Consider the following 25,836-nt stretch of genomic DNA (forward strand, 5'->3'; position numbering starts at 1 on the left):
TATGAAAAAGCTGCGAAAGGAAGAGGTTATAGCATACTGGAAGGAACGTAGAGAGCGAAGGGCAAGAATACTGGAAGAGAGAAGAAATGGTGCATTTGCGCAGAAGATGAAACCTGTCTATCAGTTTATGAACCGGTTTTCTCTGATATTTCACGCGCTTTTAGCATGTCTGATCAACTTTGCAATTGAGGCAATTTCAAGACATTCACTTGTTCAGGCATGGAGCTATATGACACAGACACCACTCGTCTTCCTTTACAATGCATTTATGATATTTATGACATTTACGGTGGTATACCTGTTCCGGCGAAGGGTGTTCGCAAGAATCATTATCGGTGTACTTTGGATGATTCTTGGAATCTGTAACGGTTACATGCTGATGAAGCGAGTGACACCGTTCAATGCCCAGGACCTGAAGGTAGCAACCGATGCGGTCAGCCTGATCAACAATTATTTCAATGGATTTGAGATCGTGATCGTATTGGTGGGAATTGCAGCGGTCATTATATGGCTGATTTCCATGTGGCGCCGCGGTGGTCAGTATGAAGGAAAAATACACCGGCTTCTGGCAATTGCCGGAGTGGCTGTATGTGCCATGTTATTCAGCTTCACAACAGATCAGGCAATTGATAAGCGAGTGCTTTCCACATACTTTGGAAATATTGCGTTTGCCTATGAGGATTACGGACTTCCGTACTGCTTTATGTCCAGTGTATTTAATACAGGAATCGATGAGCCGAATGATTATAATAAGGAGACTATTGATCAGATTACGAATAACGGAGAAATGGCCGAGAATAAAACAGGGCGTGCCTCTGATGATCTTCCGAATATCATTGTGGTTCAGTTAGAGTCTTATTTTGATGTAGATGAGGCGGAATTTTTCACAACAAGCGAAGATGCATGCCCGAATCTGCATGAGATGTACAAGAATTATTCTTCTGGATATTTCAAAGTTCCGTCTGTAGGAGCCGGAACCGCGAATACAGAGTTCGAAGTGCTGACAGGAATGAATATGCGTTTCTTCGGACCTGGAGAGTATCCGTATAAAACAGTTGTCAAGAACCAGCCATGTGAGAGTGCTGCAACAGCTCTTTCAGCACTGGGATACGGTACTCATGGACTGCACAATAACGGAGGTAACTTCTACAGTCGTGCAAAAGTCTATGATCATATGGGATTTGACAGTTTTACAAGTAAAGAGTTTATGAATATTCTTCAGCTTACGCCAAATGGATGGGCAAAGGACGAGGTTCTGGTAGACAATATTATGGAAGCTATGGATACGACCGAGCAGCAGGATTTCGTATTTACCGTCAGTGTGCAGGGACATGGAGATTACCCGGAGGAGCAGCTGATTGAGAATCCGAAGATCAAAGTAGAAGGTATCGATGACGAAGCAAAGAAGAATAAATGGGAATATTATGTAAACATGGTCTATGAGATGGACCAGTTTGCAGGAGATCTTGTGAAAGCAGTGGAAGATCGTGGAGAACCTGCAGTTGTCGTATTCTACGGAGACCATTTACCGACTATGGGACTTACCGCAGAAGATTTAAAGAGCCGTTATCTCTATAACACAAATTATGTGATCTGGGATAACATCGGACTGGAACAGCAGGATAGAAATATTCCGGCTTATCAGCTAATGGCGGATGTGATGAACCGCCTGGATATTCATTCCGGAACATTGTTCAATTATCATCAGCAGAGACAGAATTCCAAGAATTACCTGTCAGACTTAGAGCTTCTCCAGTATGATATTCTGTATGGCAAGCAGTATGTTTACAAGGGCAATCCGCCGATTACGGAAGGTCATATGGAAATGGGTGTGAAGGACGCTACGCTGACGAACATCGTTCCGTATCTGGAAAAAGGCTACAGCCTGTATGGCGAGAACTTTACGAAGTCAAGTAAGGTTTACGTCAATGGCGAGAAGCAAAAGAGTACATTTTTAAATAATACACGAATCGTTCTTCCAAGCACAGAGCTTAGCGAGGGAGATGTTATCACTGTCAGCCAGGTAGGATCCAGCAATACAATCTTCAGAACGACGGACGAATACATTTACCAGGGCGGACAGCTTGTAAGGCAGGAAGGAACAGGAACTGATACAACAAAATCCTGGACAGAACAGGAAAACGAGGAAAAATAAATGAATAGTAAGCCTGTTAACTACAAGGAGGCAGTCGAGTATATCGAAAGCATTCCGAAGTTTACACAAAAACACACGCAGGAGCACACAAGAGAGTTCTTAGAGCGGCTTGGCAGACCGGCATTTGACCGGAAGGTGGTACATGTGGCAGGAACCAATGGCAAAGGTTCTGTGTGTGCATATATTCAGGCGATCTTAGAAGCTGAGGGGAAGAAGACGGGATTTTTTACTTCCCCTCATCTTATATCTATCAACGAGCGGATTCAGATAGGAAGAGAGCCGATTGACAACGAAAAATTTTATCAGGTCTTTGAGCATGTCTATGATGTCGTGAAAAAAATGGAAGAAGAGGGAATTCCACATCCATCTTATTTTGAATTTTTATTTGGCATGGGACTAAGTGCATTTGAAAAATCTGATGTAGAATATATTGTTCTGGAGACAGGACTGGGGGGAAGACTGGATGCAACCAATGCATTTCCGTGTCCGGCGCTGACAGTTATTACATCGATCAGCCTGGATCACACCATGATCCTCGGGAATACAATAGAGCAGATTGCGGCAGAAAAAGCAGGGATCATCAAAGAAGGAACGCCGGTGATTTTTGACGGAAATGATGAGGCAGCAGCCGAGATTATCCGAAATACGGCGAGAGAGCATCATGCGCCATGTCGGGAAATCGGGAAAAATGCGTTCGAAATCCGGGAAGTTACCCGCAAACATATTGCATTTTCACGGACAAATGCTTATCATAAAGATGTTATCTGGCAAGTGCCGATCTGTGGTATCTATCAGGTGAAAAATGCAGAGATTGCAATCGAAGCAGTCCAGTGTCTGCTTGGGAATAAACCAGAGCATGAAGAAATGTGGCGCGATGCCGTTGCTAAAATCCAATGGCAGGGACGTATGGAAGAATGCGCAGACCATTTTATCATTGACGGAGCCCACAACCCGGGAGCAATCGAAGCGTTTGTAGAAAGCGTTCGTGCACTGAAAGAGGAAGAACCGCCGATTCTCATATTTTCAGCGGTATCTGATAAAAAATATGAGCAGATGATAGAATATCTTTGCAGACATTTGCAGACGAAAGCGTTTGTTGTGACAGAGATTGAAGATAAAAGAAGAGTTCCGGCCGGCGAACTGGGGGAGATTTTTAAGCGATATGCAACGTGTCCGGTGTATGTGAAGGCTGATGTAAAAGATGCCATAGCATGTGCCTATGAGATGCGTACCAAAGAGACATACATTTACTGTATTGGTTCTCTTTACCTGGCAGGAATGGTAGAAAAGGCGCTACAGGAGGTGGAGACGTCATGTTAAATTACGAAGAAGAACTGAAAAAATTCCAGCCAAGCCTGGAAGTTGAAGATATTGAGGAAGCAGTATACAGAGAAGACCTGACGGATATGCAGGACATTATCCGCGAAGCAGTAGAGCAGACGAAGTAGTAATGAGTCACGATACAGATAGAAAATAAGAGGGAATATAAATATATGGACTACACAGTGAAACTAGCGTACCAGTCTAACTACTGGTACAATGACGGACTGGCAAAAGCCCAGGTAAGGGATATGTCCGGTGCGATTACATCACTGAAGAAAAGTCTTCAGTATAACCGGGCGAACCTGGCCGCCAGAAATCTTCTCGGACTTGTTTACTACGGGCGTGGAGATGTGATTGAAGCGCTGGTGGAGTGGATCCTCAGCAAGAATTTTCAACCAAAAGACAATATAGCCAGTTATTTTATCAGTAAAGTACAGGAGACGCCGGGAGAACTGGAAGAGATCAACCAGGCAGTCAAACGATACAATCAAAGTCTGGAATATGCAAGACAGGGTGGAGAAGATCTTGCGATTATCCAGTTAAAAAAAGCAGTAGCAGCACACCCGACTTACGTCAAAGCATACCAGCTTCTGGCATTGCTTTATATTAAGACCGAGCAGTATGCCAGTGCGAGACAGATACTCAGGAAAGTACACAGACTGGATGCAACAGATGAAAAGACAATCCGTTACATGCATGAACTTACTGAGATAAGAAAAGAACGTCCGATGAGTGTCAAGCAGTCTGCGAAAAATCAGCAGAAAACGGTTAAATACCAGCTTGGAAATGAAAGCATTATTCAGCCGGTGCCGACCGGGATCAAAGAAAAGGCCAGCATTCACACGGTTGCGAATATTGCAGTCGGTGTATTGGTCGGTGTTGCAGTGATGTGGTTTTTGATTATGCCGGCGATTAATTCGTCAGAGAAAAAAGCATTGAATAAGCAGACCGTTTCATTTAGTGATCAGATTGCAGAACAGAAATCCCAGATCAGCGCACTGAAGACAGAACTGGAAACTTATCGGGCCAGCAGTGAAGAGACAGAAAATGCACAGGCAACTGCAGCTTCAACACAAGACAGCTATGAAGTCGTCATGAATATTGCAGAGCATTACAAATCCGAAGATATGAGTAATGCTGCCATGGCAGAAGAACTTATGAAAGTCAATGCAGATTCTCTTGGAGCTGTCGGAAGAGCAAAATTCGATGAACTGACCGGAAAGATTTATCCGGATGCCTGCAAAAAGCAATATAGAGCCGCAAAAGAAGCTTACGATTCAGGCGAGTATGATACAGTGATTTCCAGTCTCGAGACAGTTATGCAGATGGATGAAAGCTACAACGATGGTGCAGCGATGCTCCTTCTCGCACAAGGCTACGAGAAAAAAGGCGATCAGGATAAGGCCAACACGACTTATCAGAAAATCATCGAAACCTGGCCGGACACCGATGTAGCCACCCAGGCACAGCAGGCGCTCGACGCCCAGAGCGGAAATACTGACAACAGCGACAGCAAAAAATCCGACGACACCAAAAAAAACAGTGACAACGATGATAACGGTGACAACAATAATTAAGAAATAGCTTTAAACAATTAGAAAAATAACTAAATAAAACCAAACTTACAAAAGAGGATACGTTAACCCACGTACCCTCTTTTTTGACATTTTTGATAATTATTATAGGCTGCATATAGAAATTGCGACTGTGCGGATTCCTATAAGGCAGCTAAAGCTTCACACACGTAGAGGCAAAAAATATGTTTTTATAAAGCTAAAGTATATTCGCGATTAGCCAGTACATTCAGCACCTGAAAATCATATAGTTCACAAAAAGGTACTCTGGAGCGGCCGGTACTTAGGCGGTGTCCTTTAGCGCCTTATGTACCGCTGCCAGCGGAAGGTAGTGCGAACGTGCCTTTGGTGAACTATATGATTTCCAGGTGTGTAGAATGGAAAAAGTATAGAAACAAGCTTTATAAAAAAAGGAGGCCGAAAATTGAAATATCAAGTACAGGAAAACTGTCTCACAATTTTTCTCCCCCACGAACTGGATCACCACAATGCGGAGGAAATTCGCCGGGAATCCGACCATCTGATCATACGAAATCATATCCGTTACATCATATTTGATTTTGCGGAGACAGATTTTATGGACAGTTCGGGGATTGGAATGATCATGGGACGTTACAGACAGATTTATATGCTGGGCGGAGAAATCTGTGCAGCCCACGCAAATGAGCGTGTCAAAAAAATATTAACCATGTCCGGTGTGACAAAAATAATGGAAATCATAGAGGAGGATCAGTAAATGGATCACACGAATGAAATGCAACTTATCTTCGACAGTCGTTCTAGCAACGAATCATTTGCCAGGGTGACGGTAGCAGCATTTATGACATCGCTTAATCCGACAGTAGAGGAAGTATCTGATGTAAAAACAGCAGTGTCGGAAGCTGTGACAAATGCAATCATACATGGATATGAAGGAGAAGTACATAATATCTGTATCCGGTGCAGAACGAAAGAACAGACGCTTTTTGTGGAAATTGAAGATTTTGGAAAAGGTATCGAAGATGTTGAAAAGGCAATGGAACCACTTTTTACAACAAAAGCGGAAGCGGAACGATCCGGAATGGGATTTTCCTTTATGGAAGCATTTATGGATAGTCTGGAAGTGGAATCAACGCCGGGAAAAGGGACACTTGTAAAAATGTCGAAAATCATTGGAAAAGGAAGGAAAATATGGACCACACAATCGCTCTGATTCAGAGATCTCACGAAGGAGATGAAGAAGCAAGAGCACGATTGGTGGAGGAAAATGCAGGACTTGTCTGGTGTATAGTGAAACGTTTCCATAACCGGGGTGTGGAAACGGAAGATTTATTTCAGATTGGAAATATCGGTCTGATTAAAGCAATCGACAAATTTGACCTGAGCTACGATGTGAAATTTTCAACTTACGCTGTGCCGATGATTTCCGGTGAAATCAAACGTTTCTTACGGGATGACGGCATGATAAAAGTCAGCCGTTCTTTAAAAGAACTGGCGTACAAAGCATATTTGTTGAAAGAAGATTTACAGAATCAGTGGGGGCGTGAACCGACTGTGGGCGAACTTTCAGAGCGTCTGGGAGTCGAGCAGGAGGAATTGGTCATGGCACTGGATGCAGGCGGAGACGTCGAGTCCTTGCATAAGCCTATTTATCAAAAAGACGGACAGGAAATCCGTCTCATGGACAAGCTTGAGGAAAAGAGCGAAGAACATGAGCAGGTTCTGAATCATATAGTTCTGACGGAACTTCTTGGAGTGTTGAATCAGGACGAAAAAAGACTCATTTATCTGCGCTATTTTGCGGAGCAGACCCAGTCCCAGGTCGGACGCGAGCTTGGAATTTCACAAGTTCAGGTCTCAAGAATGGAAAAGAAAATACTCGGACAGCTTAAAAATGCATATTTTCATGGAAAGCCGACATACTAACATTTGAATAAAGAGTTTCGCAAATATTTCATTTAGCATAGGGAAAGAGTCGACGATAACTGCAATGGATCCAGTGCGGAAATGAATGGAACTATGGCGAAAGAAAGTGCAAGAAAGGTGTGAAAAATGTGCAGGAACAATTAGAAAAAGCGAGAAAAAGACTCAGAATCTGCCTCATTGCGGTAGTGCTTCTGGCAATAGTGGCAGGCTGTGCGTATTATTTTGGCGATTTTGGCAAAGAGCGAGACGTGACGGAAGGAACGCTGGTGAGAGGCGCGCAAGATGCACAGGGAGATGTAAGGGTTCTATATAGCTCCAATACGACTAAGATAGATACATCTATGCCATATAGTGAAAATATGTCAAAGACAGAGGACTGGGGGCGGAATTTAATAGCTGGGGCGTCGGGAGGTTCTGTATATGGCTGGCAGTAAAGAGACTGTTTATATAAAGGCAGACCGGAATGTGGAAGTCACGGATCCGTGTGTAAAATTAGGGGATATTCTGTCCATGGAATGTGCAAATCCAACAGTTCTGCCGAAGCTTAAGACAATCAAACTTCTGCGGTTTCATGGAGTTGATAAAAAGACACAAAATCGTGTCGCGGTTTCCATTTTGAAAGTTATCGAATGTATACATGCAGAATATCCGGAGATTGAAGTCCAGAATCTGGGTGAGCAGGACTTTATCATCACTTATGAGGAACAGCAAAGCGTGGGCGGTGTCTGGCACATTTTAAAAACAAGTCAAGTTGTACTGATTAGTTTTATGGGAGCGGCGTTTTCCATTATGGCATTCAACAATGACGTCGGTGTGACAAAAATGTTCAGTCAGATTTATGAACTGGTAACAGGAACAAAAAGTGATGGATTTACAGTGCTGGAATTTACGTATAGTATCGGAATTGCCATTGGAATTCTGACATTTTTCAATCATTTTGGAAAGAGGAGATTTTCCGTAGATCCAACTCCGATAGAAGTGGAAATGCGTCTGTATGAGAATGATCTTCAGACGACTTTGATTGAAAATATTTCCAGAAAGGAGCAGGAATTAGATGTGGGCACAAAATATACTACTGGCAGTCATCGGTCTTAGTGCAGGTGTGATCGTAGCCAGCGGACTTTTTTCATTTGTCATTGAATTAGGTGTTGTATCCGATTTTGCAGACCGCACCCACACAGGCGAACACATTTTGCTCTACGAGGACAGTGTGGCGCTGGGCGGAATACTGGCGAATATTTTCTGGGTGTTCCACATATCCATACCCGGTGGGAATATATTGGCAGCAGTGTTCGGGATTCTTGGTGGAATATTTGTGGGATGCTGGGCGATGGCACTTGCAGAAATGTTGAATGTATTTCCAATATTCATCCGGCGTATGAAGATTATAAAAAGCGTACCATATCTTATACTTGGAATCGCAGTCGGAAAGACTGTGGGTGCGCTTTTGTTTTTTGCAAATCACTGGGGACAGTAATAATGCCGAGGCATTCTTGAAAGAATACTTTGCCGTTCAAAGGCAGGGACGAATCGAAAAAAGTGTTCATTGACAGGAAAGTCATGTGGAAAAAGAAAGGAGAGGAACATGGATAAACAAAAGCAACAGGAAGCATATAAGAATTACGTCAAGCAGAAGACGCCGGTACACAATCTGCCATTCAATATGCTCAAAGCATTTATTACAGGAGGCATTATCTGCACAATTGGACAGGGCATTTTGAATTATTGCAGGCACCTTGGAATAGAAAAAGACATCAGCGCAGGCTGGACTTCCATGATTCTGATTCTCTTAAGCGTCTTGCTCACTGGATTTAACATTTATCCGCAGATCGCAAAATGGGGCGGCGCAGGAGCGTTGGTTCCGATTACCGGATTTGCGAATTCCGTGGCGGCACCGGCAATTGAATATCAGAAAGAAGGACAGGTCATGGGAATCGGCTGCAAGATATTTACCATAGCAGGACCGGTGATATTATATGGAATCTTCTCAAGCTGGGTACTTGGAGTGGGGTATTGGATATTGAAGATTTTGAAAGTGGTGTGAAAAAATTTTTAGATAGCGGACAGCAAGTCTCCAAAAGGAGCCGATAAAGGAGCTAAAAAAGAGCCAAAAAGGAGCCAAAAAGGAGCCGATAAGAGAAGTGTAAAAAGATGATAAGTTATGGGGAGTAGAAATGCTCCTCATTTTTTTTATTGACACATATATCACGGTGCGATATACTAACTATATCGAAGTACGATGTATCGCACTGAAAGGATTGAATTATGGACGCACATATTAAAAAGGTTTATGTTCCGATGACGGAGACAGGGTTTTACATCTTGTTATGCCTGCGCTCTCCGAATCACGGGTATGGAGTTGTACAGAAGGTAAAAGAAATGACAGACAATGAAGTGGTACTCGGTCCGGGAACCATGTATGGAAGTTTGTCAAAGATGGAAAAGGACGGATTGATTGAATTCGTAAGAGAGGAAGATAAGCGCAAGATTTATCAGATTACGGAGCTTGGAATGGAAGTACTGGAACTGGAGCTGAAACGGATTCAAAGATTGTATCGCAACGCACAGGAGGTATTGTAATGAGTGAGACAAAAAAGGAACTTCGCTGGTTTTCAATTATGGATTATGAAAAAGAAGCCCGTTATCTGAGCAGAATGCATCAGAAAGGCTGGAAATTCAAAAGAGTAACAATGCCTGGAATCTATACATTTGAAAAATGCGAGCCTGAGAAAGTGATCTATCAGTTGGATTATAATCAGGAAGGCATGAAAAACCAGATGGAATATGTGAAAATGTTTGAAGACTGCGGCTGGGAGTATCTTCTGGAATTTGCAGGATACAGTTATTTCAGAAAACCGGAAGCACAGATGTCCAGTGAAGAAGAGATATTCTGCGATGATGAATCGAGACTGGATATGATGAACCGGATCTTCCGGGGAAGAGTAATTCCGTTAATTGTGATTTTTTGTTGTCAGATTGTGAATGGGTACAATGCTATGGCAGGACATAGAGAATATGTACTTGCAAGTGTGTTTAGCATATTAATGATTTTGTATATTGTTATCTTTTTACAATTCACATTAAAATACATTTCATTTCGGCGGAAGATAAAGTAGTGAAGATGTTATAAAATTTTAAAAGAAGAATAAGATATGATAATCTCTTTATTAATAAGAATGCTATAAGGCAATTGTTAATAAGGAGATTTTTATTTGTTATAGTTGAGAAGATATAAATAATATATATAATATATATAATATTGAAAAAATAATATATATAAGTTAAAATAAAAAATAATTGATAACTATAGATTAGTGGGAGGATTTAGCTTGAAAAATAAAAAAGTGGAAATAATAAAAAGTAATGAATTTCAAAATTTATTTGATAAATCAAAGCAATTAATTGACAGTGCCAGAAGTAATATGGGGCAAATGGCAAATGTAATTACGGTTCTTACTAACTTTTTGCTCGGAAGATATATTGTAGAGCAGGAACAGCAAGGCGCCGAACGAGCAAAATATGGAGCAAAAGTTTTAGATTCTTTGTCGTCTTATCTGACAGAAGAATACGGAAGAGGTTTTTCAAGAAGTAATGTTGCGGGAATGCGACAATTTTATATGGCTTACAAGGATAGAGAAAATGAAATAATCCAATCGGGAATTGGACAATTTGATCAGGCTTTTGGAATTGTCCAATCAGGAATTGGACAATTGGAGGCTACATATAAGAAAAATCCATTTAAACTAAGTTGGACACATTATCAGATACTTATGCGTATAGAGGATAGGGAAGAAAGAGACTTTTATGAAAAGGAAGCGATACGTTCTAATTGGAATGTAAGCACCTTAAAAAGACAAATTCATTCTAGCTTGTATGAAAGACTGGCATTGAGCAGAGATAAAAATGATGTAATGAGACTGGCGAACGAAGGTGCCATTCCACAGAAACCGGAAGATATTTTACATACCCCGTATGTCTTGGAATTTGCAGGATTGGAGGATAAAGCAGCATATCATGAAAGTGATTTGGAGTCAGCAGTAATAGGAAAAATGCAGAAGTTCCTTTTAGAATTAGGAAAAGGTTTTCTTTTTGAACAGCGGCAGAAGAGATTTACATTTAATGACAAAAATTTTTATGTTGATTTGGTTTTATATAACAGACTGTTAAGGTGTTATGTTTTGATTGATTTTAAAATTGATGAACTCACGCATCAGGATTTAGGGCAGATGCAGATGTATGTAAATTATTATGATCGTTATGAAAAAATAGAGGGAGAGAATCCGACAATTGGTATTTTACTTTGTAAGCAAAGTGATGAGGCGTTTGTAGATTTAACACTTCCCTCTAATTTCATATGCATATATTCTGTACAAAAATACTGAAAGCAGCATTGCGCCGAATGGAATACAGTATGACGAATTCGTATACACCCAAAGGAAAAGATTTGTCATAATACTGCCTGTTACAAGTAATAAAAGCGCCGGTAAAGCAAGAAAAATTAATTCCTCAATAATTTTGAAATTTTTCATATTGCATAGGAAAAGCATGAGCAGAAATGCAACCACATAGTAGATTGCATGCAGTCCATTTCCTAAATACATAATAATTGTTGCCTTCGGGGAATCAAAAAGTTCCCATAAGTGATTCTCATAGATTTTCAATTGTGATGTCGCAAAATAGTGAAGTACAAAGCTTAATATCAATCCCAAATACAGTCCCCAAAATCGAAATCGATCTTTCATTGCATGTCCTCCTTGTATAATTTGTGCAAATGAATTGAAAATATTTCCCTGTGTCATTTATTGAATTATCATTATCTTCAGAATACTATGAAAATAGAGAGATTGTCAATTTGATTATATCAATAGAATAGACTGACATATCAGTGCGGACTATGAGAAAAAAAGAATTAAAATATGTTTATTTCTGTTTTTTTAACCGCTCCTTTTCTTCCCGCAGCAGTGTGACATTCAGATCATTTTCGCTGGCGGTTTTATCCACCCAGAGATTCAGGGAATCTACGGCGAGGGAAATTTCATCCAGCTTCTGGCTGATAAATGCGAAATCTTTAATCTCATCATCGGAGATTTTCCCGTCTCGGGCAATCTGGATCAGTCTGTTGGTGAGTGGATTGATTTCATTGAGACAGGCAATTGTCTCCAAGATAATATTGGAGAGTTCGCCGACTTCCACTTCCGGAACGTAGCGCTGCCCGATGGCACATTTATGGGAGCAGTAGTAATTGCAAAGATCCGGGCGTTTGTAGCAGTCCGCCATCTGCACGACGTCGTAAGGAGTCGGCTCCTGTGTTTCGTATTCAATTTTTTCAATCCGGGAGGAAGAAACTCCTGCCATCAGCTCACTTGCTTTCTCGCGGGTGAGTTCTTTTTCTTCCCGGCATAACTGATAGATTGTCTTATTTTCACGCGTTGATTGTTTTCCCATAATTTATATAAATCCTTTATCAAAATTTGTGATGAGTCCATATTTCCCGAAATCCGCGGAATATCAATATTTATTACTCTTTATTGAATATGTATTATCATGTCTTAAGTTATTATACTGGAATCATCGAAAGACAGCAAGAACAAGTAATTAAGGCGGTGTGTAAATGAATGCAGAACACAGAATACGGCTGATACGGGTGATAGAAAAAATAGAGAAAAATCCAAAGTTCAGCAAAAAAATTGGTATCAAAGATAAGACAAAAGAAAAATTACAGGAAAGACGAGGAGTAAGAGTATGAAGAAAAAAATTAAGATTGGATTTGTGGTGTTAGTTTTCATTGTGGTAAGCGTATGTGGGGTGTCTGTTTACAGGCATTTCACAGCGCCGAAAAAGGAAAGTGTTCCGCTTGAGACGGTGATTCAGAATTCATCGGATCTGACAACGCAGAAAATGGTGATTTCAGACGTGTTCGAGTGTACGAAAGGAAAGATTCCATTGCTCACAAAGAAAGATTTTCTGGTACAGTACAGAACAACTGTAACTGCCGGATTTGATGTAAGCGAAGCAGAAGTGGAAGAGACAAAGGATAAGGTGACGATCACGATTCCGCATTGCACAGTCGATGAAGATTCGGTCAAGATTAAATCCGACGACATCACACTATATGATACGAATTTTGCAATGTTAAATGTAGAACCGGAAGCTCTTCTGGAGGTGTTGGGCGAGGCAGAGACACGGGCAAAGAAGTTAGCAGAATCCGATGAATACGGATTTATCGCGGCAGCAGATGCGAATGCAGAAAATGTAGTACACAGCCTGTATGATAACATTGTAGATGGAAGAAAAATTGTGGTAGAGTTTAAGTAAAAAAAGAAAAAATCCCCTTGTTTTATGGTAAAATTACGATATATAATGTCAGCACGAAGCACAAAGTAATTTGCAGGCATTGTAATGTAAAATTGAGCTACAAAATAAAGGGATTTTTTTCGTGAATAAATTTTTCAATCATTACTGGATTATGGCTGCGGGATTAGAGATTGATGAAAAAAGGAGATTAAAATATGCCAAGAGTAAGAATTATTAAGAAAAATGATGAGTATTCTTCCGAGTACGACTTGGGAGATATTTTTGAAATCACAGGAACCTGGTACGGCGGCGTACACATTGAGGGAAAATCCGGGGTTCCGGTTTCGTTGGACAAGGATGAATATATGGAACTGGACACAGAACCACAGGAGCAAAAAAATCCGGCAGTAGGAGAAGTGCCGGAGCGGGACATTCTTGTAGGAGATATTGTGCAACATTTTAAACGGGAGTGGGTGTCTTCTGAAACTTCGGAATACTTATACAAGGTTCTGGCATTTGCGCAGCATACGGAGACGGGAGAGAAGCTGGTCGTTTATCAGGGGATGTATCCGCCGTTCAAGATATGTGCCAGACCGTATGATATGTTTATGAGTGAGGTGGATCGGGAAAAATATCCAAAGATCCGGCAAAAATACCGATTTGAAAAAATAAAATTGTAGGAGAGTAGCGCCAGAGAAGCGTGGATATGAGAGTATGGAAAAGAAGAGGGAAAAACGAACATCCAGAAAAGGAGACAGAATTGTATCGGTATGTATGGTTCTTGTGTTCTTTGTGTACCTGTTTTTGGGAATACAGGTAAATGCAGATGCCGGGGAACAAAAAACGGTGAAGATTGGGTATTATGAAGCCCATGACTTTCAGGAAGGAGCAGATGATTCAGCAGCAAAAAGTGGATATAGTTACGAATATATTCAGAAGGTTGCTTCATATACAGGGTGGCGTTACCAATATGTATATGGGGAATGGAAAGATCTTTATGAAAAGTTGAAAACCGGAGAGATTGATTTGATGGCAGGTATTTCCTATGATGACGACCGTGTCAATAGTATGTTGTTTCCGGAATACGAAATGATCAACGAGACATTTTATATTTATAAAGATACAGATGATACAACAATTAAGTTCGGCAATATTGATTCTTATGCAGGAAAAAAGATTGGCGTAGTGAACAATGATAAGAGAATGATGACTGCGCTGGAAGACTGGGCAAAGGAAAAGCAGGCAGACATTCAAATCCAATATTACGACAGTCTGGAATCCTGTGCGGCAGATTTTAATCAGAAGAATATTGATGCGTTTGTCAGTGCAGATAACGTGGCATCTTCTTATACAGGAATTTCACCGGTAGAAAAGATTGGAAAAGAAGCATATTATCTCTGTGTTGCGAAAGACAGAGAAGATTTGTTAGATGAACTGAATAGGGCGCTTTCTATTATTACAGAACAGGATACACTGGATGTAGATGAGTTGCATAAGAAATATTCGGCAGAATCTTCCGTTACAATATTCCTGTCAGAAAAAGAGCAGGACTGGCTGGCAGAGCACGATACAGTTACGGTTGGATATAGCAATGATTACCTTCCATATTGTGATACAGATAAGGATGGCAAAGCGACAGGCCTGGTATCAGACCTGATTCCGGATATGTTTGATGCACTTCCGGACGATTATGAGCCGGACATTATATATCGGGGGTATAACTCGCAAAATGAGATGGTGGAAGCTTTGAAAAATGGAGACGTGGATATGATCTTCCCGGTCAGCAGTGAAGCATGGTATGCGGAACAGGAGGGGTACCAGGAGAGTACGAATGTAGTCACATCTCCGATCGATCTGGCGTATCGAGAACCCTATACAGACAAGGTGACTACCAAAATTGCTGTTAATAAGAATAACCAGCTTCAATACTATTACACAGTGCAGAATTACCCGGATGCAGAAATCATTCAGTATGATTCAATTGAGGAATGTATCAAGGCTTTAAAATCGGGTGAAGTGGGGAGCACGATCCTCAGTGCCAGAAGAGCGAATTATCTGGTGGGGGCTGAGAAGAAGTTAAATGTGTTACCATTAGAAAATACAGAGGAACGGTGTATTGGAGTGGCGTTTGGCAATACGGCGTTACTGCAGATTATTAATCACGGATTGAGTATTCTGGGAGAAAATTACGGACTGAATCATACTTATACATACATGGATGCGATGAGAAATTACACGGCCATGGATTTTATTCAGGATAATATCTGGATTTTTACTGGAATTCTGATTGTCATATTCTTATGTATTATCTGGTATTTTTGTCAGCGCGACCAGAATATGCAGAAGCAGGCGAAAAAAGAAGCAAAACAAAAACAGGAATTGGAAAATGCACTGACAATTGCAAGGCAGGCAAATCGGGCGCGGGGGGTGTTTCTTAGGAATATGTCTCATGATATCCGCACACCGTTAAATGCGATTATTGGATTTGCAAAGCTCGCCATGAAGTCAGAAGGTAATTTTGAACAAATCCAGGATTATCTGAGTAAGATCAGTGTGTCGGGAAATCACCTTCTGGCAATTGTGAATGATGTTCTTGAAGTCAGCCGGATTGAGAGCGGTCAGACAAAGCTGGAAGAGCTGCCGTGTAATATAAAGAATATTGTAGATGAAGTAGAAGTTATTATACAGGGGCAGGCCCAGGAAAAAACACAGACATTTATTGTAGATACTTCGAAAGTGAAGGATTATTACATTTACTGCGACCGACTAAGAGTCAAGGAAGTTCTCGTTAATCTTCTTGGAAATGCAGTAAAATTTACTCCAAAAGGCGGAAAGATTGAACTTCGGATCATTCAGAATGAACCGGCACCGGAAGGATATGCGAATTATGAAGTTCATGTAAAAGATAATGGCTGCGGTATGAGTCCGGAATTTATGGGAAAAATGTTCCTGCCATTCGAGCGGGAGCGGACATCGACCGTCAGTGGTATTCAGGGAACCGGACTGGGTCTTTCAATTGCAAAGCAGTTTGTAGATCTGATGGGTGGAACGATAGAAGTTACTTCTAAAGAAAAAGAGGGAACAGAAGTTATTGTCAGAATTTCACCTCGTCTGGCACAAACTGAAAAAGAGGAGCGGACGGAAAATACAGAATCAGAAGAAAAAGATTATGATTTCCGCGGAAAACGAATTCTTGTTGTAGAAGATAATGAACTGAATCGTGAAATCGTGAAAGCCGTGCTTGAAGAGACAGGTTTTGAAGTGGAAGAAGCAGAAAATGGAGCAGTTGCAGTTGATAAGATAAAGACAGCAGGTGCATTATATTATGATGTAGTTCTGATGGATATTCAGATGCCGGTCATGGATGGCTACATGGCAACGAAAAAGATCCGAAATCTGGAAGATTCGGATCTTGCAAATATTCCAATTATTGCACTTTCTGCAAATGCATTTGAGGAAGACAGAAAAGCATCGGCCGATGCCGGAATGAATGGACATCTGGCAAAACCGGTCAATGTATCAGAATTATTGAAAATGCTTTGTAAGTTGTTTTAGGAGAAATTTAATTTCTGCAAAATATTCCCGGAACATATTGTTCGGCAGATATACTTTCGTGGAGCCGCAGGAAATACCGTAGGTGTTTGGTATCTTCTGCGCCCGCGCAATCTGCATAGCGCGGAACATATGAAAATCATTGGTCAAAATTCCAACGGTATTCGTTGTGTTGCTATCCAGTGCGTGATTTATCGTATCTGCAGAAATCAGTTTCATGCTGTTAGTCAGATTCTGGGCAGTGGTGGTTGATTTATCCTCCAGAATAATGCGCCCGGAATCAATTCCGCGTTTCACCAGATAATCTGCCATGCAGCTTGCCTCTGTAAAGGGTTCGTTAGATCCCTGGCCGCCGGTGACAATGCATCGGGTTTCCGGATTCGCAGACAGATATTCATAAGCCTTGTCCAGTCGAAATTTTAGGACCGGGCTTGGACCATTTTTATAGACTTGTGCACCTAACACGATAAGATAGTCCAGATTATCAGGACCCGCTACATGCATCTGGCTTATGATTAGTCCTTCAATAATAAGGAAAGATGCCAGACAACCGGCAAATATAATGACAATTCCTTTTTTTAGAATATCAGGGAACATTTTCCATAGATTAAAATGAATTCCCAAAGCAACGCATATAAAAAAGACAGCCAAAACGAGCCAGACTGCGAAAAATGCTGTACCAGAGCCAATAGCGCGGACTGCAATGCCGTATGTGCCACATACTAAAGCAAGTATAATGCATAAAAGAAATAAAAAAGTGTGCATGTAAATGATAAACCTTTCTACAATTTTATTTACATTCTATCATAGATTGGTAAGAAATCCTACCTTTTTACATTGTATCGAAAATAGGAAAGCTTTATAATGGAACGATAGAAATTTGAATGATAAATGTTGATAAAAAGAGGATAAGCAGATGGATTATAACCGGATCGTGCAGGAAATATTAAATATTGGAGAAGAGCTGTTGAAAAGCGGGGCAGAAATATTTCGTGTGGAGGACAGTCTGTATCGCATGTGCAGAAGTTATGGATTTGTGCGAAGTGATGTCTATGCTTCGCAGATCAATATTCAAATGACGGTGGAGACGCCCGAAGGAGAGATTATCACACAGATCCGTTATATTGAAATGACGAGTCCTCATTATGATAAACTGGATCAGCTTAATAACTTGTCCAGATATGTTTGTGCCAATACTCCGAAACAGGCAGAGATTCATGAACGTTATGAAAAAATTGCAAAAAGTAAAGTACTTGCATTTCCACTTATGGTGCTGGCACAGATTGTAAGTGGAACTTCATTTGCAATTTTTTTCGGAGGAGGACGAAATGATGCGATTGTAGCCGTTTTTGCTTCAGCTGCAATGGCACTTACCGGATACTGGATTGGAAAACAGGAAAAGAATCCAATGATCTATAATCTAGTTCTCGCATTTGTAACAGAGATGGTGATACTTTTAGCAGAAAAAATGGGAATTGCAATTCATTCAGATCGTATTATGATCGGGATTGTCATGGTGCTGATCAGTACTCTTGGCGTGATCAATGGACTGCGTGACGTTGTTCAGAGAAACTTTACTTCCGGAGCTCTGGAGATTATGAATTCTGTGCTTGGAGCCCTCGGAATTGCATTTGGAATTGCTTTAGCAATGAAAATGTTGCATGGCGGTGGAAATGCAGGAGGAGCAGTGCTAAACTCCAATATATTTGTGCAGGCGGTTTCGGTGTCAGTCGGAAGTATCGGACTGGCTGGAATTTATCAGATACGCGGCAAAAAAGTTATTTATTCAGGGATCGGAGCATTTCTGACATGGACAGTCTATCTGATCGTGAGACAATTCGGCGGCAGTTATTTGTTCGGAATGCTTCTGGCAGCTGTATTTGTGGGAATGTACGCATTTGTAATGGCCAGGCTTAATAAAGCGCCGTCCACAATCTTTCTGACAGCATCCGTATTTCCGCTGATGCCGGGAGCCAATCTTTATTATATGATGTACGGCTGTGTGAAGCAGAACATGGCGCTTGCCATAGAACATATGATTCTCCTGGTGGAGACCTGTCTGATGATCGTATTTGGATTTTTACTTGTGGATATTGTATCGAGAATCGTGATGCGAATTTGGGGACAGGAATATCATATTGGAAAGAATCAATAATGGAGCAAAAATAATCGGATCAGGGGAATATTTTGCCAGAAAAAGAAACATACTAATTTCATGTTGAAAATGAGTAAAGGGAGTTGGAATACATGAAATTAGTAAAAGGAGCGCAGAGTATAGCATATGACCGGGCGCCTTATCTTATCAGCAGTGCATCTGTTGTCGGGAAAAAAGAAGGGGAAGGGCCGATTGGAGAAATGTTTGACCTGGTCGGAGAAAGTGATTTGTTTGGAGAAAATACGTGGGAGGAAGCGGAGAGCACTATGCAAAGAGAGGCCTGTCTGCTTGCCATGGGAAAGGCGCATGTCAGCCAGAATCAGGTACGGTATCTGTTTGGCGGGGATCTTCTAAGACAGGGAATTGCAACGAGCATGGGAGTGGAAAAACTGCAGATTCCAATGTTCGGGCTTTACGGGGCGTGTTCAACATCGGGGGAAGCATTGGCATTGGCATCTATGAGTGTGGCAGCAGGATATGGCGAATATATACTTGCAGTGACCTCCAGCCATTTTGGAAGTGCGGAAAAAGAATTTCGTTTTCCACTAAGTTATGCGAATCAAAGACCATTGTCTGCCCACTGGACTGTGACTGGAAGTGGAGCGTTTCTTGTGGGGCAAAAGGAGAGCCATGTGAGGATAAGTGGCCTGACAGTGGGAAAAATTGTGGATTACGGTCTGAAAGATTCGCAGAACATGGGAGCGTGTATGGCGCCGGCGGCCTGTGATACGATCTGGCAGAATTTACAGGATTTTGGAAGATCGCCAGAAGATTATTCCCGGATTATTACAGGAGATCTCGGATATGTGGGACAGAGCATTCTTTTTGATCTGCTGCTTGAAAAAGGTTATGATATCCGTGGAAAACACCTGGACTGTGGTATGACGATCTTTGATCAGCAGACCCAGGACACCCATGCGGGAGGCAGCGGATGCGGGTGCGCGGCAACGGTACTTTCAGCATATATTCTTCCCAAAATCGAACGGGGAGAATGGGAACGTGTGTTGTTTGTGCCTACAGGAGCACTCATGTCTACGGTCAGCTACAACGAAGGTGCAAGTGTGCCGGGGATTGCCCACGCGATTGTGTTGGAGCATGAAGCTTAGAATATAAGTGGATCTTTGGTTTTCGAAATGGAGAGGAGACAGATATGGATTATATAAAAGCATTTATTATAGGTGGAATCATCTGTGCTCTGACGCAGATCCTGCTGGATAGGACAAAACTAATGCCAGGGCGTATCATGGTACTTCTAGTGTGCAGCGGGGCAGTTCTTGGAGCGATTGGAATCTATCAGCCATTCCAGGATTTTGCCGGAGCTGGTGCGAGCGTACCATTGTGTGGGTTTGGGAACCTTCTTTGGAAAGGGGTCCAAGATGCTGTAGATCAGGAAGGATTCATCGGAGTGTTCCTGGGAGGATTCAAAGCCAGTGCAGTCGGTATAAGCGCAGCGTTAATATTCGGATATCTCGCATCATTGATATTCAGTCCTAAAATGAAAAGATGACTTTTTATATCGCTCAGATTAGACAGGATTTTCTATGCCTGCTGCGTCATATATTACAGTTTTCTCCGCAAACTCGCCAAAAGGCAGGCTCAGACAGTGCTCCGAAAACTGAATTATACTCGCAGGCATAACGAAAATCCTGTCATTAATCCTCGCGATGTAGAAAGTTCAGGCGGAAGTTGTGTGCGGGGACTTGGTGTGCTCGTTCCTGCGAAAGCCTCACTATAGTCACCAAGAAACTGTATTTTATGAGGCAGAAAGTCTGTTTAATATTTTGAGAGAGTAAGTGAGTGTTAGCTTATAGAGGAGCATGTCACTGAGATAGGAGAGGGAGAAACAGTATAATATATCTTCCTGACAAATTAAACATGAAACATAAAAATTAAGAAATACTTCATAATTTCTACCGGAAGTATTTCTTTTTTTATGTTTTAATGAACATATGTAATATATAATTGAGAAAATAGATTTTTCAATTCTTAAGACAATTGGAAGATTTTTGCAACACCTGCAAATAGACGACGCAGCAGGTGTAAAAAATCTTTCATGTCTTCAAGAATGAAAAATCTGTATAACAATGTATATAAAGGAATTAAACATAAACCAAGAGGGAGGGTATATGGAAAAAGTCATAGAGGTAAAGAATCTGTATAAACTCTACCGCGTGGGTGATGAAGTCGTGCGTGCCTTAGATGGCGTAGACTTTAATATTTATAAGGGCGAGTTCTGCGCGATTGTCGGAACATCAGGATCTGGTAAATCGACCCTTCTGAATATGCTGGCAGGGCTTGAAAAACCGACAAAAGGCGAGGTCATCATCAGCGGCGAGCATATCGAAAAGAAGAACGAAGAAGAGTTGGTAAAGTTCCGGCGGGACAATGTAGGATTTATCTTTCAGTCTTTCCACCTGCTGGGGACTATGAATGCAGTGGAAAATGTAGCTCTGCCGTTGAGCTTTCGAGGAGTCCCGAAAGATGTAAGATTAAAAAAAGCGGATAAGATGCTGGATCTTGTAAATCTTGGAAAGCATAAGAAACATATGCCAAACCAGATGTCTGGCGGACAGCAGCAGCGAGTCGGTGTAGCGAGAGCGCTTGTGGTAGATCCGAAGATTATTTTTGCGGATGAACCAACGGGAAATCTGGATTCCCACACATCGGAAGAGGTCATGAAACTGATGCAGCAGGTAGTAAGGCAGCAGAAGAAAACATTAGTCATGGTAACTCACGATAATCATCTCGCGACCTATGCTGACAGAGTATTCCATATCAGTGACGGTAAGATCATAAAGATAGAAAATCACAGAAAGAATGAGGCTAATAAGGAGGAAAAGAAAAATGAGTAGATCAAGGAGAATGATGGCGGTGGTCGTAGCGGCACTTTTGATTGCTGCGATGATATTACCGGGGCTGGCGGTGAAAGCAGAGGCGGCAGAAGAGCCGGCAGAAAAGCCGAAAGTTGAAATATCTTTAGTTGGGGATCATCAGCCGTTTGAAGCCGGGGAGACAAAAACACTTACATTACAAATAACTAATAATAGTGGGCAGAAATTGGAAAATGTAAAAGTGGCGCCGGATATGAGCAAGAAAAAAGCAGGTGACTGGCCATTTGAAAAAGACTGGAAACAGTACTCTAAGAAAATAGACGGTGTTGTTGCAAATGGTGAGTCTAAAAGTGTTTCCTTTGATTTTACAAGACGAGAGGGAGCAAAGAAAAATAGTTATACGATTCCATTTTCCGTGTATGTGCAAGGCATCGATGGTGCAATTGTAACAGATTCAATATTTGTTTACGCAAAAAATGAAACTGTAACGCCAGATCCGACACCGGGAGATAATTCTCAAAACCAAGGTGATGCAGGAAATGGCGGCGGTTCGGGAAGTGGTTCTGCTGATGGAGGTGCTATGACAGCTTCTGTTGGCAATGACGAGCCGGCAGTCTACAGTGGTGGCGGCAGTGGAAGCAGTGGAAGCAGTTCAGATGGATCTGTACCGAGAGTTATCGTAACAGGATTTGATACCAATCCGGCAGAGGTACATGCAGGAAGTGATTTTACACTGACGATTCATTTGAAAAATACATCGAAGAAAACAAAAGTCCAGAATATGTTGTTTGAGCTGCAAGCTCCGACGGAAGGTAGTGATGAGCAGACAAGTGCGCCGGCATTTCTGCCAACTTCCGGTTCGAATTCTATTTATCTTGATGGAATTAAAGCTGACGGTACCGCAGATATTTCTATTACATTGAATGCGAAAGCAGATCTGCTGCAGAAGCCGTACAGCATCAATTTGAGCATGAAGTACGAAGATTCACAGGCAACTCAGATTGAGTCTTCCTCATCGATCTCTATTCCGGTAAAACAGGATGCAAGGTTCGAATTCAGCGAATTTGAAATCAGCCCTCAGACCATCGAGGTCGGTGGTGAGACAAATGTTATGTGCAGTCTTTATAATCTGGGAAGAATTAAACTGTATAATGCAAAAGCCAGATTTGAAGGCAATGGAATCAAAAAACAGGAGATTTTCATCGGAAATGTGGAAGCAGGTGCAACCGGTTCTATTGATGCCATGTTGCAAGGTGAAAAAGTGACGAATGGAAATTCTAAGATCACGATGACTCTTTCTTATGAAGATGAATCGGGAAATATATCTGAAACTACGAAGGATTTTGAACTGGAAGTCACTGAAGCAGTAGATGACTCTGATATGTATATGAATACAGACGGTGATGCAGAGGCAGGCAGTGGCGGATTTCCGGTTGTTCCGGTCGTAGTAGTGATCGTGATCATAGCCGGTGCAGTGGCAGCAGTAGTAATTGTAAAGAAAAAGAAGAAAAAGCAGATGTTAAATGAAGAGGAGGAGCTGCTGGATGAGTTGGATAGATCTTCTGAGGATGAGCGCGAGCAACCTTAAGAGACGAAAGCTTCGTACATTTCTTACGGTGCTCGGAGTCGTCATCGGAACAGCATCTATCGTAGTTATGGTGTCTCTTGGACTTGGGCTTCAGAAATCAGTATATGATGAGATGGAGCAGTCAGGGGGGCTTACGACTATAAACGTAACGGGCAGCGGATCTGTCGGAGATGGGATGATGCATTCATCGAACTCTGAGAATTCCGATGAGGCAAGCAAATATATTGATGACAATTGTGTGAAAAAATTCGGTGAGCTGGAACATGTAAAAGCAGCAGCACCAATCTATGAAACATCCGCAATTTGTCTGAAAGGGAAATATGAAGGATATATTTCCCTGTACGCAAGTACACCGGAAGGCTTGAGAATGAGAGATATCAAGCTGGCAGATGGAGGAACTCTTCCAAAATCCGGGACTGGAAAGCTGGAGCTGGTTTATGGTAACAATGTTCTGACCAATTTCAGTGAGAGAGGAAATAATTCATCAGGATATTGGGAGACAGGAGAACTTCCGGACATTGATCTGATGAAGGATTCTATGTTTATGATCCTGGATCAGGATGCTTATTACAACAGTCAGAGCTCCGGGGGATTTCAGGTTGATGCAGGAACTGACGGAAAGGGAACATCTAATGTTCCACAGTCAGCCAAGAAACATATCGTAACTGCCAGTGGCGTTGTGGCAGGAGGCGTTGACGATTATAATGTGAATTCCTATTATGTATTCTGTGATCTGGATACATTAAAACAGATTATGAAAAAGGAATTTAATGGAAGAGTGATTCCGGGTCAGCCATCTACAAAGTCTGGAAAAGCCTACAAAGAATTCTATTATTCTTCAGCGCAGGTCAAAGTAGATGATATGAGCAATGTCAATGATGTGGCAAAACAGATTCGCGAGATGGGGTATAATGTAGAGACGAATGTTGAATATATGGACAGCATGAAAAAGCAGATGGCAGTGATCCAGGCAGTGCTTGGTGGAATCGGAGCGATTTCCCTGATTGTTGCAGCAATCGGAATTGCAAATACGATGATGATGTCCATATATGAGAGAACAAAAGAGATCGGAGTCATCAAAGTACTTGGCTGCAGCCTGAAAAACATTAAGCAAATGTTTCTGATTGAAGCAGCATTTATCGGACTCCTCGGTGGAATAGTCGGAAATATGGTGAGCTTTGCAATGTCTGGTGCAATCAATATGGTAACAGCACAAAGCTCGGCACTGGGAGTAGAAGGAAATATTTCTTATATTCCGGTATGGCTGGTGCTTATTTCTCTTGGATTTGCGATGCTGGTCGGAATGGTGGCGGGATATTTCCCGGCGCTTCGGGCAATGAGACTGAGTCCGCTTGCGGCAATCCGCAGTGAATAAAGTAAGCAAGAACAGGTGAAAAGGGGACAGGTGAAAAAATCACCTGTCCCAAAGTCTTTTATTCTTCTATTATATGAATTTCCAGATAGTCAAATTCAATAGAATCTACGAAGTTATCCTGATGAAATCTTGTCTTTGCATGTCTTTTGAATTCATCAATATTGGAATCCAGCCAGATTGGATTGCTCAGATCAAATTCATGGCAGACTTCGTCAATCGCATGAAAAATTTTGTGTGTGCGGGTGTCATCGTTATCAACTTCTATGACAGTATCCCGCAACATTCTATTATCTTTAAATTCTTTTGCCCATAATCGGAACATAGAAAATCCTCCTTGTATAATTTTTAGCGGTTGATAATAATGATGTAATCGGATTGCTCCATTGCTATGCAATTACCGCAATCCTTGAACACCTCGAACTCCCATAAAATGGTGTATTCACACCATTTTATTTCGTCCTCGGTGTTCAGCGTGTCAAAAAGTATAAATTGCTTATTTGTGCGAGCACAAACACAATTTATACTTTTGACACTTACATCATATCGATCACATTTCCGTCTAGATCTTTCCAGATGAATTCCTGGTCATAGATCATATATCCGTGTGCGGAATTCTCTTTTGGAATAGACACAGAACCTGGATTCATGTAAATGAAATCAGCCATATCCTGATTTGCAGGAATGTGTGTGTGTCCATTCAGGAGAATATCTCCTTTCTTTAACATTGGCGGATTTGCAGGATTATGGTGATGACCGTGAGTTGCAAAAATAGTATGACCGTCCAGCTCAATAAAACAGTAATCGGCAAGAATTGGGAATTCCAGTACCATCTGGTCTACTTCGGTGTCGCAGTTGCCGCGGACACATAACAGATCCTCTTTCATAGCATTTAACATAGCAATGACAGCCTTTGGGTTGTAGTCTTTTGGCAGATCATTTCTTGGCCCATGATAAAGAAGGTCACCTAATAATAATAGTTTGTCAGCTTTTTCCCTTTTGTATGCTTCAATCATTTTCTCACAATAATATGCAGAACCATGTATATCAGATGCAATCATTAATTTCATAAGTTTTATTTCCTCCA

General features: G+C 41.5%; 28 protein-coding genes. 24 read left to right on the plus strand and 4 right to left on the minus strand.

Translation table 11 applies throughout. The features are described from left to right. Nucleotide 1: 1 nt before the first annotated feature. The 14 genes from NQ560_RS01580 (at nt 2) to NQ560_RS01645 (ending at nt 11,339) form a co-directional block, all read left to right on the plus strand. Nucleotides 2-2,155, plus strand: coding sequence for an LTA synthase family protein (locus NQ560_RS01580; RefSeq protein WP_005332469.1), 2,154 nt, complete (start codon nt 2-4; stop codon nt 2,153-2,155). After that, nucleotides 2,156-3,475 carry a bifunctional folylpolyglutamate synthase/dihydrofolate synthase gene (locus NQ560_RS01585; protein ID WP_005332467.1) on the plus strand — a complete coding sequence of 440 codons (1,320 nt, stop codon included), beginning with the start codon at nt 2,156-2,158 and terminating at the stop codon, nt 3,473-3,475. Next, the gene (locus NQ560_RS01590; RefSeq protein ID WP_005332466.1) at nt 3,469-3,603 is read left to right on the plus strand and encodes a hypothetical protein; all 135 of its coding nucleotides are present in this window, start codon (nt 3,469-3,471) and stop codon (nt 3,601-3,603) included. Before NQ560_RS01585 ends, NQ560_RS01590 begins: the two co-directional genes overlap by 7 nt. Nucleotides 3,604-3,648: 45 nt before the next feature. Next, nucleotides 3,649-5,055 carry a tetratricopeptide repeat protein gene (locus NQ560_RS01595; protein WP_005332464.1) on the plus strand — a complete coding sequence of 469 codons (1,407 nt, stop codon included), beginning with the start codon at nt 3,649-3,651 and terminating at the stop codon, nt 5,053-5,055. 421 nt (nt 5,056-5,476) lie between these two features. Further along, on the plus strand, nt 5,477-5,788 hold the full coding sequence (locus tag NQ560_RS01600) for an STAS domain-containing protein (protein ID WP_005332457.1): 312 nt from the start codon (nt 5,477-5,479) through the stop codon (nt 5,786-5,788). Further along, nucleotides 5,789-6,244, plus strand: coding sequence for an anti-sigma F factor (gene spoIIAB, locus NQ560_RS01605; RefSeq protein WP_005332456.1), 456 nt, complete (start codon nt 5,789-5,791; stop codon nt 6,242-6,244). It begins immediately after the preceding gene. Continuing rightward, nucleotides 6,223-6,957, plus strand: coding sequence for an RNA polymerase sporulation sigma factor SigF (sigF, locus tag NQ560_RS01610; RefSeq protein WP_005332455.1), 735 nt, complete (start codon nt 6,223-6,225; stop codon nt 6,955-6,957). The genes spoIIAB and sigF overlap by 22 nt, the downstream gene beginning before the upstream one ends. A 128-nt stretch (nt 6,958-7,085) precedes the next feature. Next, entirely contained in the window at nt 7,086-7,391 is a 306-nt protein-coding gene (locus NQ560_RS01615) for a hypothetical protein (RefSeq protein ID WP_040015425.1), read from the plus strand. After that, nucleotides 7,378-8,052: a stage V sporulation protein AA gene (locus NQ560_RS01620; protein ID WP_005332453.1), complete on the plus strand. Its 675-nt coding sequence runs from the start codon at nt 7,378-7,380 to the stop codon at nt 8,050-8,052. Before NQ560_RS01615 ends, NQ560_RS01620 begins: the two co-directional genes overlap by 14 nt. Further along, the gene (locus tag NQ560_RS01625) at nt 8,012-8,434 is read left to right on the plus strand and encodes a stage V sporulation protein AB (RefSeq protein WP_005332452.1); all 423 of its coding nucleotides are present in this window, start codon (nt 8,012-8,014) and stop codon (nt 8,432-8,434) included. The genes NQ560_RS01620 and NQ560_RS01625 overlap by 41 nt, the downstream gene beginning before the upstream one ends. A gap of 108 nt (nt 8,435-8,542) precedes the next feature. Continuing rightward, nucleotides 8,543-9,001: a SpoVA/SpoVAEb family sporulation membrane protein gene (locus tag NQ560_RS01630; RefSeq protein WP_005332451.1), complete on the plus strand. Its 459-nt coding sequence runs from the start codon at nt 8,543-8,545 to the stop codon at nt 8,999-9,001. Between the two features lie 221 nt (nt 9,002-9,222). After that, nucleotides 9,223-9,537: a PadR family transcriptional regulator gene (locus tag NQ560_RS01635; protein ID WP_005332450.1), complete on the plus strand. Its 315-nt coding sequence runs from the start codon at nt 9,223-9,225 to the stop codon at nt 9,535-9,537. Continuing rightward, nucleotides 9,537-10,073 (plus strand): DUF2812 domain-containing protein, encoded by a 537-nt coding sequence (locus tag NQ560_RS01640; protein ID WP_005332449.1) that lies wholly within the window; start codon nt 9,537-9,539, stop codon nt 10,071-10,073. Before NQ560_RS01635 ends, NQ560_RS01640 begins: the two co-directional genes overlap by 1 nt. Nucleotides 10,074-10,286: 213 nt before the next feature. Further along, nucleotides 10,287-11,339: a PDDEXK nuclease domain-containing protein gene (locus NQ560_RS01645; protein WP_179974622.1), complete on the plus strand. Its 1,053-nt coding sequence runs from the start codon at nt 10,287-10,289 to the stop codon at nt 11,337-11,339. Between the two features lie 538 nt (nt 11,340-11,877). Here the strand turns inward: NQ560_RS01645 and NQ560_RS01650 are convergent. Further along, nucleotides 11,878-12,402, minus strand: a complete 525-nt coding sequence (locus NQ560_RS01650) for a helix-turn-helix domain-containing protein (RefSeq protein ID WP_005332447.1) — start codon at nt 12,400-12,402, stop codon at nt 11,878-11,880. Between the two features lie 166 nt (nt 12,403-12,568). On the opposite strand from NQ560_RS01650, the gene NQ560_RS01655 reads away from it, so the two are divergent. From NQ560_RS01655 to NQ560_RS01670, 4 genes are all read left to right on the plus strand, one after another. After that, on the plus strand, nt 12,569-12,703 hold the full coding sequence (locus tag NQ560_RS01655; protein ID WP_005332445.1) for a hypothetical protein: 135 nt from the start codon (nt 12,569-12,571) through the stop codon (nt 12,701-12,703). Beyond that, entirely contained in the window at nt 12,700-13,272 is a 573-nt protein-coding gene (locus tag NQ560_RS01660) for a DUF4230 domain-containing protein (protein WP_005332444.1), read from the plus strand. Before NQ560_RS01655 ends, NQ560_RS01660 begins: the two co-directional genes overlap by 4 nt. Nucleotides 13,273-13,466: 194 nt before the next feature. Continuing rightward, a complete protein-coding gene (locus NQ560_RS01665; RefSeq protein WP_005332443.1) occupies nt 13,467-13,931 on the plus strand; it encodes a DUF1653 domain-containing protein in 465 nt (154 codons plus the stop codon). A gap of 34 nt (nt 13,932-13,965) precedes the next feature. Then, the gene (locus NQ560_RS01670; protein WP_005332439.1) at nt 13,966-16,806 is read left to right on the plus strand and encodes a response regulator; all 2,841 of its coding nucleotides are present in this window, start codon (nt 13,966-13,968) and stop codon (nt 16,804-16,806) included. On the opposite strand, the gene NQ560_RS01675 is transcribed toward NQ560_RS01670, so the two are convergent. Next, nucleotides 16,777-17,400, minus strand: coding sequence for a YdcF family protein (locus NQ560_RS01675; RefSeq protein WP_233420470.1), 624 nt, complete (start codon nt 17,398-17,400; stop codon nt 16,777-16,779). The genes NQ560_RS01670 and NQ560_RS01675 overlap by 30 nt on opposite strands. A 319-nt stretch (nt 17,401-17,719) precedes the next feature. Here NQ560_RS01675 and NQ560_RS01680 point away from each other — a divergent pair, with 319 nt between their 5' ends. The 6 genes from NQ560_RS01680 (at nt 17,720) to NQ560_RS01705 (ending at nt 24,752) form a co-directional block, all read left to right on the plus strand. After that, entirely contained in the window at nt 17,720-18,958 is a 1,239-nt protein-coding gene (locus NQ560_RS01680; RefSeq protein WP_005332428.1) for a threonine/serine exporter family protein, read from the plus strand. Nucleotides 18,959-19,050: 92 nt separating this feature from the next. After that, nucleotides 19,051-20,064 carry a stage V sporulation protein AD gene (locus NQ560_RS01685; protein ID WP_005332427.1) on the plus strand — a complete coding sequence of 338 codons (1,014 nt, stop codon included), beginning with the start codon at nt 19,051-19,053 and terminating at the stop codon, nt 20,062-20,064. 44 nt (nt 20,065-20,108) lie between these two features. Continuing rightward, a complete protein-coding gene (gene spoVAE / locus NQ560_RS01690) occupies nt 20,109-20,465 on the plus strand; it encodes a stage V sporulation protein AE (protein WP_005332426.1) in 357 nt (118 codons plus the stop codon). A gap of 619 nt (nt 20,466-21,084) precedes the next feature. Beyond that, on the plus strand, nt 21,085-21,810 hold the full coding sequence (locus tag NQ560_RS01695; protein WP_040015423.1) for an ABC transporter ATP-binding protein: 726 nt from the start codon (nt 21,085-21,087) through the stop codon (nt 21,808-21,810). Further along, nucleotides 21,803-23,377 (plus strand): COG1361 S-layer family protein, encoded by a 1,575-nt coding sequence (locus NQ560_RS01700; protein ID WP_005332424.1) that lies wholly within the window; start codon nt 21,803-21,805, stop codon nt 23,375-23,377. The genes NQ560_RS01695 and NQ560_RS01700 overlap by 8 nt, the downstream gene beginning before the upstream one ends. After that, nucleotides 23,334-24,752, plus strand: coding sequence for an ABC transporter permease (locus NQ560_RS01705; protein WP_040015422.1), 1,419 nt, complete (start codon nt 23,334-23,336; stop codon nt 24,750-24,752). Before NQ560_RS01700 ends, NQ560_RS01705 begins: the two co-directional genes overlap by 44 nt. Before the next feature lie 58 nt (nt 24,753-24,810). Here the strand turns inward: NQ560_RS01705 and NQ560_RS01710 are convergent, their stop codons facing one another. Both NQ560_RS01710 and yfcE read right to left on the minus strand, forming a co-directional pair. Beyond that, nucleotides 24,811-25,074, minus strand: coding sequence for a hypothetical protein (locus NQ560_RS01710; RefSeq protein WP_005332422.1), 264 nt, complete (start codon nt 25,072-25,074; stop codon nt 24,811-24,813). Nucleotides 25,075-25,285: 211 nt separating this feature from the next. Next, nucleotides 25,286-25,819 carry a phosphodiesterase gene (yfcE, locus tag NQ560_RS01715; protein ID WP_005332417.1) on the minus strand — a complete coding sequence of 178 codons (534 nt, stop codon included), beginning with the start codon at nt 25,817-25,819 and terminating at the stop codon, nt 25,286-25,288. Nucleotides 25,820-25,836: the final 17 nt, after the last annotated feature.

The organism is Dorea formicigenerans (assembly GCF_025150245.1).
GTDB lineage: Bacteria > Bacillota > Clostridia > Lachnospirales > Lachnospiraceae > Dorea > Dorea formicigenerans.